The sequence below is a fragment of the Microbispora sp. NPDC004025 genome (assembly GCF_053604425.1).
In genome coordinates this window covers 21,448-36,736 of the sequence record NZ_JBSGHN010000006.1, presented here as the reverse complement: position 1 = coordinate 36,736, position 15,289 = coordinate 21,448, and the positions used below count along the sequence as shown (strand labels likewise).

General features: G+C 73.5%; 14 protein-coding genes. 5 read left to right on the top strand and 9 right to left on the bottom strand.

The genetic code is table 11. The features are described from left to right. Positions 1–54: 54 nt before the first annotated feature. Complete coding sequence (locus tag ACWEQG_RS17585; protein ID WP_346224490.1) at positions 55–225, top strand: hypothetical protein; 171 nt, start codon at positions 55–57, stop codon at positions 223–225. A gap of 38 nt (positions 226–263) precedes the next feature. Here ACWEQG_RS17585 and ACWEQG_RS17580 read toward each other — a convergent pair whose 3' ends face one another. Genes ACWEQG_RS17580 through ACWEQG_RS17565 form a run of 4 tightly spaced genes read right to left on the bottom strand, consistent with a single transcriptional unit; the run spans position 264 to position 3,922 of the window. Further along, positions 264–986, bottom strand: coding sequence for a VOC family protein (locus tag ACWEQG_RS17580; protein ID WP_452285838.1), 723 nt, complete (start codon positions 984–986; stop codon positions 264–266). Next, on the bottom strand, positions 973–1,758 hold the full coding sequence (locus ACWEQG_RS17575; protein WP_452285836.1) for an alpha/beta fold hydrolase: 786 nt from the start codon (positions 1,756–1,758) through the stop codon (positions 973–975). The genes ACWEQG_RS17580 and ACWEQG_RS17575 overlap by 14 nt, the downstream gene beginning before the upstream one ends. Then, positions 1,758–2,687: a Rieske 2Fe-2S domain-containing protein gene (locus ACWEQG_RS17570; protein ID WP_452285834.1), complete on the bottom strand. Its 930-nt coding sequence runs from the start codon at positions 2,685–2,687 to the stop codon at positions 1,758–1,760. Before ACWEQG_RS17570 ends, ACWEQG_RS17575 begins: the two co-directional genes overlap by 1 nt. Further along, the gene (locus ACWEQG_RS17565) at positions 2,684–3,922 is read right to left on the bottom strand and encodes a flavin monoamine oxidase family protein (protein WP_452285832.1); all 1,239 of its coding nucleotides are present in this window, start codon (positions 3,920–3,922) and stop codon (positions 2,684–2,686) included. The genes ACWEQG_RS17570 and ACWEQG_RS17565 overlap by 4 nt, the downstream gene beginning before the upstream one ends. Before the next feature lie 75 nt (positions 3,923–3,997). Between ACWEQG_RS17565 and ACWEQG_RS17560 the strand changes: the two genes are divergently transcribed. After that, complete coding sequence (locus ACWEQG_RS17560; RefSeq protein WP_452285830.1) at positions 3,998–5,161, top strand: cytochrome P450; 1,164 nt, start codon at positions 3,998–4,000, stop codon at positions 5,159–5,161. Positions 5,162–5,173: 12 nt separating this feature from the next. Here ACWEQG_RS17560 and ACWEQG_RS17555 read toward each other — a convergent pair whose 3' ends face one another. From ACWEQG_RS17555 to ACWEQG_RS17545, 3 genes are read right to left on the bottom strand one after another with little or no spacing between them, the layout of a single operon-like run. Beyond that, positions 5,174–6,031, bottom strand: a complete 858-nt coding sequence (locus ACWEQG_RS17555) for an ABC transporter permease (RefSeq protein WP_363469329.1) — start codon at positions 6,029–6,031, stop codon at positions 5,174–5,176. Then, complete coding sequence (locus ACWEQG_RS17550; RefSeq protein ID WP_452285827.1) at positions 6,031–6,975, bottom strand: ABC transporter ATP-binding protein; 945 nt, start codon at positions 6,973–6,975, stop codon at positions 6,031–6,033. The genes ACWEQG_RS17555 and ACWEQG_RS17550 overlap by 1 nt, the downstream gene beginning before the upstream one ends. 29 nt (positions 6,976–7,004) lie before the next feature. After that, positions 7,005–7,397: a hypothetical protein gene (locus ACWEQG_RS17545; protein WP_346224481.1), complete on the bottom strand. Its 393-nt coding sequence runs from the start codon at positions 7,395–7,397 to the stop codon at positions 7,005–7,007. A 298-nt stretch (positions 7,398–7,695) separates the two neighbouring features. On the opposite strand from ACWEQG_RS17545, the gene ACWEQG_RS17540 reads away from it, so the two are divergent. Genes ACWEQG_RS17540 through ACWEQG_RS17530 form a run of 3 tightly spaced genes read left to right on the top strand, consistent with a single transcriptional unit; the run spans position 7,696 to position 9,967 of the window. Further along, positions 7,696–8,946 carry a cytochrome P450 gene (locus ACWEQG_RS17540; protein WP_452285825.1) on the top strand — a complete coding sequence of 417 codons (1,251 nt, stop codon included), beginning with the start codon at positions 7,696–7,698 and terminating at the stop codon, positions 8,944–8,946. Further along, the gene (locus tag ACWEQG_RS17535) at positions 8,943–9,785 is read left to right on the top strand and encodes a methyltransferase domain-containing protein (protein WP_452285823.1); all 843 of its coding nucleotides are present in this window, start codon (positions 8,943–8,945) and stop codon (positions 9,783–9,785) included. Before ACWEQG_RS17540 ends, ACWEQG_RS17535 begins: the two co-directional genes overlap by 4 nt. Further along, a complete protein-coding gene (locus ACWEQG_RS17530; protein ID WP_363469321.1) occupies positions 9,782–9,967 on the top strand; it encodes a hypothetical protein in 186 nt (61 codons plus the stop codon). Before ACWEQG_RS17535 ends, ACWEQG_RS17530 begins: the two co-directional genes overlap by 4 nt. Before the next feature lie 94 nt (positions 9,968–10,061). Here the strand turns inward: ACWEQG_RS17530 and ACWEQG_RS17525 are convergent, their stop codons facing one another. Together ACWEQG_RS17525 and ACWEQG_RS17520 are read right to left on the bottom strand one after the other, a co-directional pair. After that, positions 10,062–13,037 carry an NHLP bacteriocin export ABC transporter permease/ATPase subunit gene (locus tag ACWEQG_RS17525; RefSeq protein ID WP_452285821.1) on the bottom strand — a complete coding sequence of 992 codons (2,976 nt, stop codon included), beginning with the start codon at positions 13,035–13,037 and terminating at the stop codon, positions 10,062–10,064. Beyond that, on the bottom strand, positions 13,034–15,286 hold the full coding sequence (locus ACWEQG_RS17520) for an NHLP family bacteriocin export ABC transporter peptidase/permease/ATPase subunit (RefSeq protein ID WP_452285819.1): 2,253 nt from the start codon (positions 15,284–15,286) through the stop codon (positions 13,034–13,036). Before ACWEQG_RS17520 ends, ACWEQG_RS17525 begins: the two co-directional genes overlap by 4 nt. Positions 15,287–15,289 lie beyond the last annotated feature (3 nt).

Genomic DNA, 15,289 nt, shown 5'->3' with positions numbered 1-15,289 from the left:
ACCGGAAATGCCCGATGATGCGTTCGCCGAATTCTTTTCCCTCGGGGAGCCGTCATGGGACTGCGCAACATCCGCCTCATCGTGCCGCTGGTGTACGCGATCGCGGTCGTCGTGTCACTGATGATCGACAAGACCGTGGGCGCGGTCGTCGTGGTCGTGGGGGCGCTCCTCGTGGCCGCCTTCTTCATCTGGTTCCGCCCGCGGAGCGGGGCCGGCCGTCCCTGAGCGGGGCCGGCCGTCCCTCAGCCTGGGGCGGCCGTCCCTCAGCGTGGGCGGCCGTCCCTGACGCCGAACAGCGCGCCCCAGGGGTCGCGCAGCACCGCCTCGCGGCCGTCGTGCCCCTGCCCGGCCACGCTGCCGCCCGCCCGTTCGGCGGCCGATGCCGCCGAGGGCACGTCGTCCACGAGGAAGTAGGACACCCACTGCGGCGACGCCCCGTGCGGCGTCCCGCGCACCTCCTGCCCGGGCGGCATCCCCCGCACATCCCGCCCGGGCGGCGTCTCCTGGCCGAAGAGCCCGGCGTAGAAGACGCGGGCGGCGGCGGGGTCGGCCGTCCACAGCTCGTGGCCGCAGGTCGCGCCGGACTCGTCGACCAGCACGATGCCCTCCGCCCAGTGGCCCTGCCAGAAACCGACCGACGCGCCCGCCGGATCGACCGCGAACAGGAACCGCCCGTTCGCGCCGGCGCCGAGCGGTCCGAACACCACGGTGCCGCCCAGGGCCGCCACCCGCCCGGCCACCGCCTCGGCGTCCTTCGCCGCCAGGTAGGTGTTCCAGGCGGCCGTCATCCCCCGCCCCTGCGGCACCCGGCCGAACCCGCCGACGACCTCCCCGCCCCGCCGCGCCAGGCGGTAGCCGTACTCCTCGGGCTCGTCGAACGTCCAGCGGAACAGGCCCGCGTAGAAGTCGCGGGCGCCCTCGGGGTCGGCCGCCATGTAGTCCACCCAGCAGGGCGCGCCCTGCGCGTACGTCTCACGCCTCGGCACCGTCTCGGCTCCTTTCCAGGTGGGGCCGGATGAGCCGCGCGGCGGCCTCCGGGCGCTCGATCATGCACAGGTGTCCCGCGTCGGACATCCGCGCCACCCGGCACCGGGGCACGACCGCGCCCAGCCGCTCGGCGTTGGCCGCGAACGTCGGCATCTCGGCGTCGCCCACGAGGACCAGCGTGTCGGCCCGGATCGCGCCGAGCGCCTGGTCGGTGTGCGTGTGCCGGTGGAAGGCCGCCATCGCGCCCGTGCGCAGCTCGTCCCAGCCGTGCCTGGCGATTACCGACCGCAGGCTCGCCCGCAGCCGGGGATGCGCCTGGGTGCCCCGGAAGATGTCGGGCGGCGAGGACATCCACACGTCCGCCAGAGTGGCGCCGTCGGCGCCGATCCGCCGCAGGGCCATCAGCTCGCGGTAGCGTGGGGCCGTCCCCGCCTCGCTGGGGGCGCCGGCGATGGTGGGCGCGCCGACCACGAGACGTCGTACGACGTCGGGGGCGTCGATGGCGAGCTGGATCCCGGCCAGCGACCCGAAGGACAGGGCGACGACGTCGTGCGCCCCCTCCGCCCGCGCGACGGCCGCGAGCTCGGCGGCCAGGCCCGGCAGCGTCGTCCCCGGCGGCATCGGACCCGACCCGCCGTGACCGGGCAGGTCCACGCCGACATGCCGTCTGCCGGGCAGCAGCGCCCACAGGTCGCGCCAGGTGGAGGAGTCCATCGTGTAGCCGTGGATCCACAGCACCGCCGGGCCGCCGCCGCTCGCGTGCACCCGCATCACGCCGCTCCTCCCGTCCCGGTCGTGGCGGAGGCTCCGGGGGGCGCGACGGCGCCGAAGGTGGCGCAGAACCGGCGGAAGGCTAGCACGGGCCGGTCGCCGGCGTCGTACCGCTGCGGCGCGCCGGGATCGAGATGGTCCCAGACGACGCGGTCCTGCTCGAAGGCGTACCGCGCGCCGTGGACCAGCGCGTCGAGCGCCCCGGCCCGCTCCGGCGGCAGCGCGATGGCGACGCGCCCGACGCAGCCCTCGGGGGTCGGCACGGCGCCCGTGATGATCGTGTACGGCGCGTCCGCGGTGCCCAGTTCCGTCACCACGAGGCTGGGGCTGAAGGCCCGGGCATAGAACCGGGAGGCGAAGTCGAGGCGGCGCTCCCGCTCCCACGGCGGGGCCTTGGTGCGAAACTCCCCCTCGATCGCCAGCTCGCCGTCGGGGCCGGGCGCGACGCGCATGCCGATCACGCGCGGCACGAGGTGGACCTGGTGGAAGTGCTCCGCGTCGAAGGCGTTCTCCACCACGTACTCCGAGGGGACCGCCACCGGCTGGATCACCGCGCCCACGACCAGGTTGCCGTCCGCCACCTCCTTGATGGTCCGCTGGAAGCCCCGGTCGTCGTCGGCGGACAGCCGCACGAACACCGCCGCGCCCGCCCGCTCGACGTCGTACTCGGCGACCGACCAGCGCCTGGCCGTGTCCCCGAGCGCCACCCGCTTGCCGTGGAAGGGGCAGATGACGCAGTCGCCGTCCAGCTTGCCGCCGTGACCGAGCGCCGCCCCCCGGTGCGGGCACAGCCCGTCGAACACGCGGACACCCGACCCGTCCCGTACGGCGAGCAGCCTGCGCCCGCCCAGCCGCAGGGGCGTCAGTCCCTCGGCCAGCTCCTCCTCGAACGCCAGCAGATACCAGCCCGTGTGCACCGCAACGCTCATCGCCCTACCGCCTCCAGGACCTCTCCGGCCGCGCGCCTTCCACTGGCCATCGCCGCCTGCACCATCGGGACGCCGGCCGCCGTGGCCTCGCCCGCGAAGAACACCGTTCCGCTCACCGGTTCCGCCCACGCCGCCCGCGCCCACAGGGCGCCGACGCGGGGATAGGTGAACGCCCCCGTCGCCCAGGCGTCCGCGCCCCAGTCGGCCGCCTCGAGATGCTCGGGCCGCGCGTCCCCGGCCCAGGGCAGCACCCGGCCCAGCGGAGGAGGTCCCTCGCGCGCCGCCGCGCGGGCCCGCGCGGCGGCTCCGGCCTTGGCCACCACCAGGACCCGTGTGCTGCCTGCGACGGAGGTCACGAATCCCAGGCCGCCCTCGGCGTCGAACACGACGGCCGACTCCGGGGCGGGCCGGGAGAGCGTGAGCACCCCGCACCACGCGTCGCCGAGGCGCAGCGACTCGGCCGCCGCGCACTTGCGGGCCGGCAGGTCCGCGATCGCGAGAGCCCCGCCGGCGACGACGGGCGGGGGCACGGTCACCACGGCCGCCGCGGCCGTCACCGCGCCTCCGTCGAGGCGTGCCTCCACCCGGCCGCGCGACCAGGTGATGCTCCTGACCGGGCTTGCGCAGTGCACGTCGAGCCCGCGGGCCAGTGTGCCGGGCAGCCGGTCGAAGCCTCCGCGGACGGCGAAGCGGCCCTCGCCGACGTCGTCGGCGCGGCGTCCCGCCGCCATGCCCGCCGTGCTGAGCGACTCCGGGTCGGCCGCCCAGTTCTGCCGCAGCCACTCGGCCTGGTCGTCGCGGGTGAGCCGCCCGGCCGCGGGCACGTCCTCCCCCTGCCCGTCCGGCAGGCCTTCCAGCAGGCTCTGCTCCACGGCCCACGGCGGGTCGCCCAGCCGGGCGAGCACGCCGAGCGGCAGCACCCGGCCCGCCGTCGCGACGAGCGCCCGGCCCGGGCTGACCGGCTCGGCCGCGTCCGGTTCCAGCACGTCCCAGGCCGGATTGCGGTCGCCGTGGACCACCTGGGCGCCGAGCTCGAGGGCCGGCTCGCCGTCGCCCGGCCGGTGCGTGCGCACCCGTCCTCCGACGCGGTCCCTGGCCTCGACCACGGCGACGGCCAGCCCGGCGTCACTCAATCGCCGCGCCGCGGCCAGCCCGCTCACCCCCGCGCCGACGACCACTACATCGACCCGCATCGCAGCCTCCCGTATGCCCGATCGGTCAGCAGTTGCTCGCATTGATCCCGATGACGGCCGCCCTGTAGTAGCGTGGCGATGCCGTGATCTTGTGTCCTCAGCCCCGAGGGACCGCCGATGACAGCTCTCCGCCGGCTTCCCGCCGGTCTGGCCCATCCGTTCTCGCCGGCCGGCAGGTCCGACCCGTACCCCGCGTACGACTGGCTGCGGGCCAACGACCCGGTCCACTTCGACGTGACGTCCCGGATGTGGCTGCTGACGGCCCACGAGCACTGCGCGAGCGCGCTCAAGGATCCCCGGTTCTCGGCGGCCCTGGGCCAGCGCGAGCGGGTGCGGGACGACGACCTGCCCGCCTCGATGCTGACCACCGACCCCCCTGACCACAACCGGCTGCGCGCCCCCGGCATGGCTCTGCTCGGACCCGCCGCGGTGCGCGAGCTCGACGGCGACATCGCCGCCGTCGTCGACGGCCTGCTCGACCGGCTCGCGGGCGCGGCCGAGGTCACCCGGGACCTCGGCGAGCCGTTCGCGACCGGCGTGCTGGCCCGGACGCTGCTGCTGCCGCGCGAGGACGAGGCGGCCTTCGCGGACCTGGCGCGGCGGGCCTCGGTCAACCTCGACCCGCTGGCGGGGCCCCAGGCCGCGCGGGAGGGCCGCGCGGCCATGGGCGAGCTGACCCGTTTCCTCGACGCGCACGTGGCGCGCGAGCCCGGCGGGTCGATCGCGCGGCTGGCCGCGGACGAGCGGCTGACCCGGCCGGAGATGCTGGGCATCCTCTCGCTGGCCGTCGTCGGCGGCTGGCGCCCGCTGGCCGAGATGGTGGGCAACGCGCTGTTCTGGCTGCTGCCCCGTCCCGAGGCGCTGGCCGCCCTGCGCGACGGCGGCGACGACCTGGCCCGTACGGCGGTCGACGAGCTGCTGCGGCTGGAGGCCCCGATTCCCTTCACGGCGAGGGTGACGACCGCCGAGGTGTCCTTCGGGGACGCGGTGATCCCCGCCGGGGCGCGGGTGCTCGCGGTGGTCGCGGCGGCCAACCGGGACCCGGACGTCTTCGACCGCCCCGGCGACCTGGTGCTGACCCGGTCTCCCAATCCCCACCTCGCCTTCGGCGCCGGCACCCATTTCTGTCTGGGCGCGCCCCTCGTCCGGCAGGCGGGCGCGCTGCTGCTGCGCGGCCTGGCCGGGCGCTTCCCCGCGATCCGCGCGGACGGAGACCCGCCGGCCTGGGCGCCCGTGCTCGTGCCGCGGCGGCTGGGCGAGTTCCGGATCCGGCTCTCCTGATCCGAGGGGCGGTCAGCGGACGTTCGGCCCACGCCAGCGGAAGGTCAGGAAGCTCAGCGCGAGCCCGGCCAGGCACCACGCGGCCAGCACCAGCGCGACCCGGTCGAGCTCCCACACGCCCGCGGGCTCGACACGAGCGAAGTCGCCCGGCAGGAACACCGAGCGCAACCCCTGGGTCATCCACTTGAGCGGGAACAGCGCCGCGACCGTCTGCATCCACGACGGCAGCTGGCTGTAGGGGAAGAACACCCCCGAGATGAACTGCAGCACCAGGAACGGCAGCGTGACGATGGCCGACGCCGAGCGGGCGTTGGGGATGACCGAGCTGAAGGCCACGGCCAGCAGCGTGCAGGCCACGGCCCCGAGCAGCAGCACCCACACGAGCGTCTCCCAGCGGGCGGCGGTCGAGGGCAGCGGCAGCCCGAACGCCAGCACGCCGACGGCCAGCAGCAGCAGCGTCTCCAGGGTGCCGGTCACGGCCACCCTCGCCACCTTGCCGACGAAGTAGGCGGACTTCGGCATCGGGCTGGAGGCCAGCCTGCGGATCATCCCGGTGTCGCGCTCGATCGCGATGCTGATGGCGAGCCCGTTGAAGCTGACGCTCATCACGCCGCAGGCGATGATGCCCGCGATGAACATCTGCTTGAAGTCGGTGTGGGTGCCGGGCACGGTCCCCGAAAAGATGGAGCCGAGGACGACCAGCAGCACGACGGGCAGCAGCAGGGTGAAGACCAGCGACTGCCGGTTGCGGAAGAACGACTTGAGCTCGACCGACGACCGCGAGACGGCCGCCCGCCACACGGCGGAGCGGACGGGATCGAGCACCACCGCGCCGCCTTCTTGGGTGAGGGCCGCGTTGGGAGCGCTCATCACACGACACCGCCTTCCTGGTTGCTCCGGATGAGGTCCAGGTAGATCTCCTCCAGCGACGGCCGGTGGATGCGCAGGTCCGGCAGTTCGCGGACGCCGCAGGCGGCCGCCCAGGGCAGCAGCGCGGCCATGGCCTCGGTGGGATGGTGCGTACGCACGACGACCAGGCCCTCCGCCTCCTCCACCACGGCGTCGTCCGGCAGCGCGGGCAGGCCCGCACCGAGCCCGTCCGTCCTGGCGAAGCTCACCGCCGCGGGCGTCGCGCGCCGGCCGCCCAGCTCCGTCACCGGGCCCGACTCGACGACCCGGCCGTTGACGATGACGGCGGCGCGCTGCGCCAGCGCCTCGACCTCGTCCAGGTAGTGAGTGGTCAGCACGGTGGTCTTGCCCCGGCCGGTGAAGTAGCGGACGAGGTCCCACGCCTCCCGGCGGGCGACGGGGTCGAGCCCCGTCGTCGGCTCGTCCAGGAAGATCAGATCAGGGTCTCCGACGACGCCGACCGCGACGTCGAGCCGCCGCGCCTGGCCGCCGGACAGCGTCTGCGCCTGCTTGCGCGCCTGCTTGCCGAGGCCGACCATGTCGATCACCTCGGCCACCGGCAGCGGCGCGGAATAGAACGACGCGAAGTGCTCGACCACCTCGCGTACGGTCAGGTCGGTGTACGCCCCCGTCGTCTGGGGGACGACGCCGATCCTGGCGCGCCACTCGGGCGCGTCCTCGGCCGGGTCGCGGCCGAGGACGCGCACGTCGCCGGAGGTCCGCCGGCGAACGCCCACCAGGATCTCCACCGTGGTGGTCTTACCGGCGCCGTTCGGCCCGAGGAGGGCGAACACCTCGCCGCTCCGCACGTCGAGGTCCACCTCCTCGACCGCGTTCACCGGACCGTACCGCTTGCGCAGGGAGCGCACGTGGACGGGATTCGCCTGGTCGGCGACCGTGGACATGGCCTGGTCCTCCGAGTGGGTCGTGGATGTCAGGTGCAGCAGCAGCAGGGGCAGCAGCAGCAGTTGATGTCGATCGAGTCGGGCGAGGACACGCCGGCCGCGATGGAGTCGAGGTCGCCCTCGTTCAGCTCGGCCATGTCGACCTGCGGCGTCTCGGGGATGTGCAGCTCGAAGCGGCCCGTCTCGAGACCCCGCTCCCACAGCGCGACCTGTACGTCGATGTTGCTGTCGTGGTGACCTTCGGGGATGTTGCGGACGAGCACGACCTCGGCTCCCGCGGGCAGCTCCAGACCGGACTCGGCCAGGGCCGAGCGGGGGTCGGAGTCCAGCCGCGCCGAGTATTCCTCACTCGACCACGCCGTGATCAGAACGCGGGTGTACGCGTTCACGAATTCCGCGCGCTGCCTCGGGTCCAAAGACATAACCAGCCTCCCGGCTTTTTCGCGGCGATGTGTCCCGCCGCTTTCAAAATGGAGTCTTACACGACCGGGAAGTCCCGCACAGACTTAATTTTCGCGCCGGGACATAAGTATTGAGGCCGTGCACGACGGAGACTATGCTCCGATCAGGAAATATCACCCGGTACGTATTGACCGCGAATCGCATGCGCAATTCCCCGGAGAATACGTATTACCGAAAATGGGGGTGGGCATGGCCGGTACGCATAATCGATACGTATCCCTTCCGCCGGGGCCGCAGGGCGCCCAGAGTCTGCGCGCGATGCGCGAGGCCCCGCTGCGCTTCGTCACCGAGATGGCCGCCTACGGCGACGTGACCAGGCACGAGACGGAGACCGGGCCGGTCTACATGCTGCACCGGCCCGACCTGGCCCGGCACGTGCTGAAGGACAACGGCGCCAACTACACCAAGGACCGCACGCCCGACGACGACATGCTGCGTCCTCTGCTCGGCAACGGCCTGCTGACCAGCGGCGGCGAGGAGTGGGCCCGGCAGCGCAAGATGATCGCCCCGGCCTTCCGCCCGGCCGAGGTCGAGCGGTTCGACCAGATCATGACCGACGCCGCGGCCGCCCTGACCGAGCGGTGGCGGCGGGCCGGCGAGGAGGGCACGGCGGTCCGGGTCGACCACGACCTGACCGCCCTCACGCTCACCGTCCTCGCACGGGCCATGCTCGGCGCCGACATCGCGGGCGTCGGGGACGGCTTCGGGCGAGCGGTGGACGAGGTCAACCGCTTCATCGGCCACTTCGATCCCTCGTCCGAGGGCGGCGGCAGGGAGGGGTTCCGCCGGGCAAAGGCGTTCCTCGACGGTGTCACGCGGGCGATCGTGGCCGCCCGGCGGGCCACCGGCCAGGAGGGCGACGACCTGCTCGGCGCGATGCTGGCCTCGGGGCACGCGATGACCGCGACCGACCTGCGCGACCAGGTGCTGACGATCGTCATGGCCGGGCACGAGACCACGGCCAAGGCCCTGACCTGGACGCTCTATCTCCTCGACCGTCACCCCGACGCCGCGCGGGCGGTCCGCGCGGAGGTGGACGAGGTGCTGGGCGGAGACCGGACCGCCACCGCGGCCGACCTGCCCCGGCTGGCGGCCTGCCAGCGGGCGATCAAGGAGGCCATGCGGCTCTACCCGCCCGTGTGGCTCATCTCCCGGCGCTCGGTCGAGGCCGACGTCGTCGGCGGCTACCCGATACCGCCCGGCACGCTCGTGTGCGTCAGCCCGTACGTACTCCACCGGGATCCGCGGTACTGGCACGACCCGGAGACGTACGCACCGGACCGGTTCACGGCCGAGCACACCCACGCGGGGCACCAGTACCTCCCCTTCGGCGGCGGCCCGCGGGTGTGCGTGGGACGCCACTTCGCGATGGTCGAGGCCACCCTCGTGCTCGCCGTGCTGCTGCGCGGCGTGCGCCCGGAGCTCGTCCCCGGCTTCCCCGTCGAGCCCGAGGCCCTCGTGACGCTGCGCCCCCGGCACGGCATGCTGATGGTCCCGAGGCCCCGATGAGCGGGGCGAGCGGGGTGAGCGCCGGCTCCTACGACCCGGCCACGACGACCGCCGGGGGCCTGTCCGGCGAGCTGGCGCGGCTGGAGGCCCAGGCGGAGCTCTCCTTCGACGAGGAGCTGCGGGTCCTGCGCGACGTCGGCGTCCCCGCGCCGCTGCTGGAGCTCGGCGCGGGCTCGGGCGCCGTCACCCGGCGACTGCGGGCCGCGCTGCCGGACCTGCCCATCGTGGCCGCCGACATCGACACCGCGCTGCTGGCGCACGCGGCGGACGCCCGGGTCCCCCTGATGGGCTGCGACGCCGTGCGGCTGCCGCTGGCGGACGGCGCGGTCGGCACCGTCCTGCTCCGGTACGTCCTGCAGCACGTGGCCGACCCCGCGGCGGTGGTGGCCGAGGCCCTGCGGGTGCTGCGTCCGGGCGGACGGCTGGTCGTCATCGAGGTGGACAGCATGCTGTGGGGCCTGGCCGACCCGATGTACCCGGAACTGGCCGGCGTCCACGGGCGCATGGCCGGGGCGCAGCGCCAGGCCGGAGGCGACCGGCTGATCGGCCGCAAGCTCACCCGGATCCTGCGCCGCGCGGGCTTCCGCGATGTGGTGCTGCGGCCGTTCGCCACCACCAACGACGACCGCCCCACCGAGGCGTTCGCCCCCCACATGGGGCCGGAGCGGCTGGCGCCGCTGGTCGCCTCCGGGGCCCTGTCCCTGCCCGAGCTCGCCCTGGCGGCCGACCGGTGGCGGCGTTTCCGCGCCGACCCCGACGCCTGGGTCATGCTGCTCGGCCTCGTCGTCGCCGGGACCGCACCGGGTGGTCCCGCCGAATCCGAACGGAGTACGTCATGAGCCCCTTCTGGAAGATCTTCCTGGCGATCTTCTGCTACATCAGCGCCCTCGTGGGCCTCGGGCTGGCCGTCGCCAACGCCAGCGTGAAGCCGCCCGCCACCACCCACGCCTTCGTGTACGGCGGGCTCGGCGTGGTGTTCCTCATCGTCGCCATCGCGATGAGCCGCAAGCCCCGCTACTGAGCACCCCTACCGGGCCCCGCTACTGAGCACCTCTACTGGGCACAGGACACCGCCGGCGGACCCCGGTCCGCCGGCGGCGCACGTTCGGCGACCGTCAGATCTGCCGGCGGGCCAGCCGGGCGAACAACCCGCCGGCGTCCTCCAGCAGCTCGTGGTACCTGCCCTGCTGGACGACGCGCCCGCGATCGAGCACCACGATCCTGTCGGCGTCCCTGATCGTCGAGAGCCGGTGGGCGATCACGACCCGGGTGGCGTTGAGCTGGCGGGTGCTCTCCGTGACGATCTTCTGGGTGGGGTTGTCCAGCGCGCTGGTCGCCTCGTCGAAGAGCACGATGCGAGGGTGCGAGACGAGAGCGCGCGCGATCATGATGCGCTGCCGCTGCCCGCCCGACAGCGTGTTGGTGCCCTCCGACAACACCGTGTGCATGCCCATCGGCATGCTCGCGATGTCGTCGGCGATGCCCGCCATGCCGGCGGCGTCCCACGCGTCGTCGACCGTGTGATCGGTGCTGCCGATGATGTTGGTCTTGATGTCGCCGGCCAGCAGCGCGCTGTTCTGCAGGACCACCCCGCACTGGCGGCGCACCGCGCCGATGTCCAGCTCGTGCAGGTCCTGGCCGTCGTACAGCACGGTTCCCGAGCTCGGCGACTCGAAGCCCAGCAGCAGCCGCAGGATCGTCGACTTGCCGCTGCCGGTCGGGCCGACGATCGCGACGAACTCACCGGGCTCGATCGACACGTCCACCTCGTCCAGGACGAGCGGCCCGTCCTCGCCGTACCGGAACGACACCCGCGACAGCTCGATCCGGCCCGACAGCTCGCCCGGATCGGCCTTGCCCGTGTGCTCCTCCGGCTCGGCCGCCAGGATCGGCCGCAGCCGCTCCAGCATGGGCACCACGTTCATCGCCGTGATCGCCGCGCCGGTGAACTGCAGCACCGAGGCCAGCAGCAGGTTGAACGCGGCGAAGAACGCCAGGAACGCGGGAACCGGCACCTGCCCGAGCATCGGCCCGGCCACCACGGCGAAGACGACGACCGATGCGACCAGCGGGAAACCGGCGTTGAAGGTCGTGACGAAGTTCTGCACCCGTCGAGCGGACACGCCGACGCTGCGCGCCCTGAGGAACTCCGACGACCAGACCCCGAAGGCCCGGTCCTCGGCCGCCGCCACCCGCAGCTTCGGCACCGCCGTCAGAAGCTGGAAGACCCGTGACGACAGCCGCTGCTCGTGGGTGTAGAGCCGGCGCTGCAGGCGCACCTCGAAACCGCCGGCGACCGCGCACACGAGCACTCCGGCCAGCACGAGCGCCGTCGCGATCAGCGCCAGCCCCACGTCGTAGAAGTAGACGAGCGCGAGGTTGGCCAGGCCGGCGAACAGGCCGAGGGCCGCCGTCGTCATGACGCCGGACAACGTCTCCTGCACCGCGCTGACGCCGAGGACCGTGGTGCCCAGCTCGGCGGTGGAGAAGCCGGTGAAGAACGTCGCCGGCAGCGACAGCAGCCGCATCCACGCGCCCGCCTGCAGCCGGGCCGACGACCTGCCCTCGATACGCAGCGCGGCGAAGTTCTGCACCACCGACAGCGCGGCCGCCACGAGCGAGCCCGCGATCACCAGCAGCGCGCCCTGCACGATCATCTCGCGCTCGGCCCTGGCCACGTACGTGCCGAGCACGAGGCCGGTCATGGCGGGCACCAGCAGGCCGATGAAGGCCACCAGCGTGCCCAGGCTGAGCAGCGTCCACAGGTCCTTGCGGTTCTTGGCGAGCCCGAACCGCAGCAGCCCGCCCACGCCGGTGACTGTGGGCGGCAGCGGCTCGTACAGCACGTCGGCGTGCCGGGTCAGAGTGCCGGCCGCCTCCGCCGTGACCGGGATGACGCGGTCCTCCCCCGGCGCGGCCATGACGTAGCGCGACCCGATGGGCAGCAGCGCCACCGGCGCCCCGTCGGCGGCGCGGTAGCCCACCATCGGCCCGATGTCCCGCCGCCACCAGCGGTCGTCCAGCCTGATCCTGCGGGTGCGCACGCCGGAGGCGAGCGCGATGGCCTGGAGCGGGTCGATCCGGCCGCCGTGCGTCCCTCCCGGCGGGGGCGCGGTCACCGAGAAGCCGGCGTGCGAGGCCACCAGGCGTGCGGCGGCCAGTGCGGGCGGATCCCCCGCCACGTCGGCGAGGCGGACCCGCGCCTCGGTGTCGCGCACCAGCGTGTCGAACCCGCGGGCGGTGGCGCGCAGCACGTCCCCGCCCCGCTCGGCCCGGCTCGTCAGCACCTTCAGCTCGGCGGAGTTCCGGCGTTCGACCCGCCGGTCGATCATGTAGAGGAAGCGGGTGGTGTACTCGACCCACCGGTGCCACAGCACGCCCTCGCCGAGCAGGTCGAGGGTCGACCGGGCGCGCAGCCGGGCCGGGCCGAGCGCCACGAGCCAGTCCCGCTCGGTGACGCAGACCTCGCTGCCCGCGCTGAGCTGACCGGCGACGCCCTCGGGCATCTCGATCACGCCGTCCTCGACGGTGATCCACTGGACGCCGTCGACCGAACGGACGGCCTCGCCCTCGCGGACGACGACGGGCTCGTGCGGCACCAGCGGGACGAAGTCGCGCGGGGGCAGCGTGTCGCGAATCGACGTGGCGAGCGCCACCACCCCGGCGTCCAGGCCCCGCACGAACTCGCGCACCGCCAGGCCGTAGTCGCGGGTGGGCAGCGCGCGGACCGCCTTGCCCGACTCGGACGGGCCGTGGACGCGCCGCGCCGACAGGCCCTCCAGCCGGGCGAGCGGCAGGCGCGACACGCGGGTGCCGAGCACCGGCCGCCCGACGATGCTGTGCCTGGGTCCCCGGGGCGAGCCGAGCAGCAAAGCGCCCTGCCGCACCCGGCACAGGTAGTTCCATCTGCCGACCGGCCTGCCGTTCTCCAGGCGTACGGCGAACAGGTCGACCGCGCCGTGCTCGACCAGCAGCACCTCGCGCAGGTCGGCGAGCACGAGCAGCCGGTCGGCCGAGTAGTCCACGGGCGTGGCCGCGTCGGTGAAGAACGACGAGAACGCCGGGGATTCCGCCACGGTCGAGACGCTCACTGGTCCGCTCCCTCGCCGCCCGTCCGGGCGTTCTCGATCAGCCGCGCGTAGTGCCCGCCGAGTCGCACCAGGTCCTCGTGCACGCCGCGCTCCACCACCTCGCCCTCGTGCAGCACGAGGATCTCGTCGGCGTCCCGCACGGTCGACAGCCGATGAGCGATGATCAGGCAGGCGCATCCCCGGCGGCGCAGGTTGTCGGCGATCACCCGCTCGGTCTCCGGGTCCAGCGCGCTGGTGGCCTCGTCGAGGACGAGCAGGGTCGGCTGCGCGGCCAGCGCCCTGGCCAGCTCCATCCGCTGGCGCTGTCCGCCGCTGAAGTTGCGCCCGCCCTCGCGCACCCCGCTGTTGAGCCCGCCGGGGCGGGCGGAGATCACGTCGAAGATGGCCGCGTCGTGCAGCGCGGCGGTGACGACCTCGTCGGAGACGTCGTCGCTCCACAGCGTGAGGTTGTCGCGCACCGTGCCCTCGAACAGCGAGATGTCCTGGTCCACGTACGCGATCGAGGCCGCCAGCTCGGTCCGCGAGATCTCCTGGCGGTCACGCCCGTCGAGCAGCACCCGGCCCGACGCCGGCCCGTACAGCCCCGCCGCGAGTTTGCCGATCGTCGACTTGCCGCTTCCCGAGCTCCCCACGATCGCCACCCGGCGGCCGGGCACCACCGAGAACGACACCTGCCTGATCACGGGCTTGGCCAACGGGTTGTAGCCGAACGTCACCTCCTCGAAGGTGATCGACCCGTCGAGGCGGCTGCCCAGGGGCCTGTCCTCGCGGTCGAAGACGGGCGCGCGGGGGTGGCGTTCCACGTCGTACAGGCGCGTGATGTCGGCCGAGATGTCCTGGAGGCGCCCGCCGAGGTTGGTGAGCTGGGTGACCGGCCGCGACAGCGAGCCGAGCAGGCTCTGGAAGGCCACCAGCAGGCCGACGCTGACCGCGCCGTCCACCACCCGCAGGCCGCCGACGAGCAGGATGAGCCCGCTGTTGACCCCGGCGAGCAGCGGCGGCACGACCGTGATGACCGCGCTGGGCACGCCCAGCCGCTGCCGGGCGGTCACGGCCTTGGCCAGGAAACCCGCCCATCTCTGGAACGCGCCGGGCTCGGCGCCGGTGGCCTTGACGGTCTCCACGAGCTGCAGCGTGTTGAAGGTGGCCGAGGTGAGGTTGCCGAGGTCGGCCCTCAGGGCGGCGACCGCGTCGGTCCTGGCCCTCGACACCTGCCGCAGGACCACGATGTTGAGCAGCGCCATGCCCACGCCGATGAGGCCGAGCAGCAGGTCGTACCGGATCAGGACGACCGCGTAGAAGAGCACCAGGACGAGGTTGACGACGGTGATCGCCAGATCCCTGGACAGGATCTCGGCGACCGAGTCGTTGGCCGACACCCGCCTGGCGACCTCGGCGGGCCTGCGTTGCAGGAAGAACTCCACCGGCAGGCGCAGCAGATGCCGGAAGAAACGGGCGGAGCTGACCAGCCCCATCCGTATCTCCATCCGCAGCAGATAGTGCCGCTGAACCGAGGTCAGCACGAACATCGCCAGGGCGGTCATCGACATCGCCAGCAGCAGCGGCAGGATGAAGCCGGGATTGCGGCCGGTGAGGATGCTGTCGATGAACACCCGGCTGAAGGCCGGCGCGACGATCCCGGGCACGACCAGCAGCAGGCTCGCCAGCAGTACCAGCGGCAGCGCCCGGCCGGAGGACATGCGGCGCGACAGCAGCGCCTCGGCGACCCGGGTGGGGCGGCCGCCGGGCCGGAACCCGGGCCCGGGCTCGAAGGTCAGCACGATGCCGGTGAACCCCGAGTCGAACTCGTCCCAGTCGAGCAGGCGAGGTCCGCTCGCGGGGTCGTTGACCGCCACCGCCTGCCTGCCGAACCGGGTGCGGATGCCCTCGACGACCATGAAGTGCTGGAACGCCCAGAAGATGATCGCCGGTTTGACGACGTCACGCAGGTCGTCCAGCTCCATCTGGAAGCCCTTGGCCTCCAGCCCGTACTTGCGTGCGGCGGCGATCACGCTCGACGCCTTCGCGCCGTCGCGGGACACCGCGCAGGCGGCCCGCAGCTCCTCCAGCGGCACGAATCTGCCGTAGTGGCCGAGGACCATGGCGAGGGCGGCCGCCCCGCACTCGACGGCCTCCATCTGGATGACGGTCGGGGTGCTCCCGCGCCTGCCGCCCCTTCGGGCACGAGTGCGCCCGCGTGGGGCGCGGGGCGGCTGGGCGTCGGCGCGGGGCGCCGTGACCTGGCTCATCCG